This window comes from Actinocrinis sp., assembly GCF_035650855.1.
Classification (GTDB): Bacteria; Actinomycetota; Actinomycetes; order Streptomycetales; family Catenulisporaceae; genus Actinocrinis.
The window spans coordinates 1-2,205 of sequence record NZ_DASRGV010000291.1 but is presented as its reverse complement, the minus strand read 5'-3'; the positions used below and the strand labels follow the sequence as shown (position 1 = coordinate 2,205).

General features: G+C 71.3%; 3 protein-coding genes. 1 reads left to right on the top strand and 2 read right to left on the bottom strand.

Features of this window, described 5'->3' with window-relative positions:
* The coding region (locus tag VFB40_RS20960) for a phosphatase PAP2 family protein (protein ID WP_324853265.1) at positions 1-430 on the bottom strand (430 nt) is incomplete at its 3' end.
* Between the two features lie 149 nt (positions 431-579).
* Between VFB40_RS20960 and VFB40_RS20955 the strand changes: the two genes are divergently transcribed.
* On the top strand, positions 580-1,401 hold the full coding sequence (locus VFB40_RS20955; protein ID WP_324853263.1) for a DUF1206 domain-containing protein: 822 nt from the start codon (positions 580-582) through the stop codon (positions 1,399-1,401).
* A gap of 45 nt (positions 1,402-1,446) precedes the next feature.
* On the opposite strand, the gene VFB40_RS20950 is transcribed toward VFB40_RS20955, so the two are convergent.
* Positions 1,447-1,887, bottom strand: a complete 441-nt coding sequence (locus tag VFB40_RS20950; RefSeq protein ID WP_324853261.1) for an STAS domain-containing protein — start codon at positions 1,885-1,887, stop codon at positions 1,447-1,449.
* Between the last annotated feature and the right edge of the window lie 318 nt (positions 1,888-2,205).

Below are 2,205 nucleotides of genomic sequence, written 5' to 3'. Positions count from 1 at the left end.
CCACGTCGGTCGGGTAGTGCACTCCGGTGACGACCCGGGACGCGGCGACCCCGGCGGCCAGCGCGGCGACCGGGAGCGCCAGATAAGGGCTCTCCAACGCCACACCGGTCGCGAATGCGGCGGCCGAGGCGGCGTGGCCGGAGGGGAAGGAGGAGCTTTCCGGCACTCGGCGCAGCTGGCGGATCAGCGGGATGTCCACAAGTCCCGGACGCTGCCGACGGACCATCGTCTTGCCCACCAGGTTCGCCGAGGCGCTGGCCAGGCTCACCGCCGCCATGCCGCGCAGCGCGGCCCTGCGGGGGCCGCGGCGCGGTGTCGCGGCCATCGTCGCGGCCAGCGCGATCCACAGTTTGCTGTGGTCCGCGGCGCGGCCGAGCTTGGGCAGCAGATGATCGAGAACCCGGGACTGCTCCGGCGATACGGCACTCATCAGACGTCTGTCGAAGCCGGAGAACGGAAGCGGGCGTACAGGCATGGCTACCTCCCCTGGGGACTGCCGCCGTTTACCCGCCTCGCGCGAGGGCACACGGGCGGCACCAGGTATCCGAGTGTTGATCATCTCGGCGGAAGGAGCGCAGGATGGCCGTCAGCTCGCACATGCGTGGATATTCCACACGGCGGATGGCGCGCGGTGACACGGTCCGGGCACTAGGGCGGGCCGGTTTCGTCGCACGTGGGGTCGTCTATCTGCTCATCGGCTGGATCACCTTGCTGATCGCCTTCCAGCACAAGTCGCTCGAGGCGGACCGGACCGGGGCGCTGGAGCTGATCGCGGGCAAGCCGCTCGGCTCGGTGCTGCTGTGGTTCCTGGTCGTCGGCTTCGGCGGGATGGCGCTGTGGCGACTGTCGCAGGCTGCTTACCCGTTGCCCGGCAAGCGCGGAGCGGGATCGCGCGCGGCTTCCCTCTTCCGCGCTGCGCTGTACGCGATCGCCTGCGTCAGCACCCTGAGCTTCGTGCTGACGCACCACACGAGCGGCTCGACGAATCAGGCCTCGCAGGACTTCACCGCCCGCGCGATGACGCACCCCGGCGGCCAGGTCCTGGTGGCGCTGGTCGGCGTCGCGCTCATCATCGGCGGGCTCGCCTTGGCCTGGCGCGGCGTGACCCGCAAGTTCGCCGAGAACCTCAAGCTGAGCACCATGACGGCGGCCAAGCGGCGCTGGGTGCTGCGCTTCGGCACGATCGGCAACATCGCGCGCGGCGTGGTGTTCGCCGCGATCGGCGGGTTCATGCTCGACGCGGCGGTCACCTTCGACCCGGCGCGGGCCAAGGGCGTCGACGCGACGCTGCGTTCGTTCGCGGCCGCGTCGTACGGCCCGGTCCTGCTGGTGCTGATGGCGTTCGGGCTGGCCGCGTTCGGCCTCTACTCCTGGGGCGAAGCGCGCTGGCGCCGGCTCTGAGCGGCGCGTAGCTCTCGCCGTCACGAACAACTCGTCGTCGGAGCGCTAAGCCCCGACGACGAGTTCGTTGAGGGCCTCCGCGACGGTCGGGTATACCGCGAACGTGCCGCGCAGGCACATGTGCTCGAGGAGCCGGCGGACCCACGGCCGCGGAGCGGCGAGGCACAGCCAGCCCCCGGAGGAGGTGAGCGCGTCGCGCCAGTGGGTCAGCTCGCCGATCGCGTCGCCGTCCAGGTCGTAGAGGCGGGAGAGGTCGAGTACGACCCGGGTGCGCCCGCTGCGCACCAGTCCGTCCAGCAGCCGGGTCAGCTCGCCGACCCTGCTCGTGTACAGCTCGCCCCACACGTGCACGACCGTGTAGTCGTCGGCGGATTGGACGCGCAGTTCGAGCCGGTGCGCGGGCGTTCCGGTGAGCCGGGCGGCGCGGCGCCGGACCGCGGCGGCAAACGGAGGTCTTTCGGGGGTGGACTCGGCGATCACAGACATGGTTCTCCTCCTCGCTACCCGGCTCCGGATTCGCGGGCGCCACGCACTAGCCGTGGCGGGGCACGGTCCGTCATTCGGGGGGAGCCGCCTGTACCCGCCGCGCGGAAAAGCATGCGCCTCTGTTGATCAGCGTCCGGCAGCGGCGCCGTGGCGGCTTCGGGCCGCGCCGCGCGCCGCGAGACCCGCCGGCCTGACCCACCGCATGATCGCCCAGTTCACGGGTATCGGTGGATGCCTAGCCGGGTGACTTCGCGCGCGATGGCGCACGGCCCGGCAGAGCAGAACCTGGGTCACAGATGGGAGGCAGGTCATGCTCGT

What these genes read in the sequence shown, in the direction of transcription:
- VFB40_RS20955 (WP_324853263.1), top strand. Translation starts at nt 580, where the DNA reads ATGGCCGTCAGCTCGCACATGCGTGGATATTCCACACGGCGGATGGCG.
- VFB40_RS20950 (WP_324853261.1), bottom strand. Translation starts at nt 1,887, where the DNA reads ATGTCTGTGATCGCCGAGTCCACCCCCGAAAGACCTCCGTTTGCCGCC.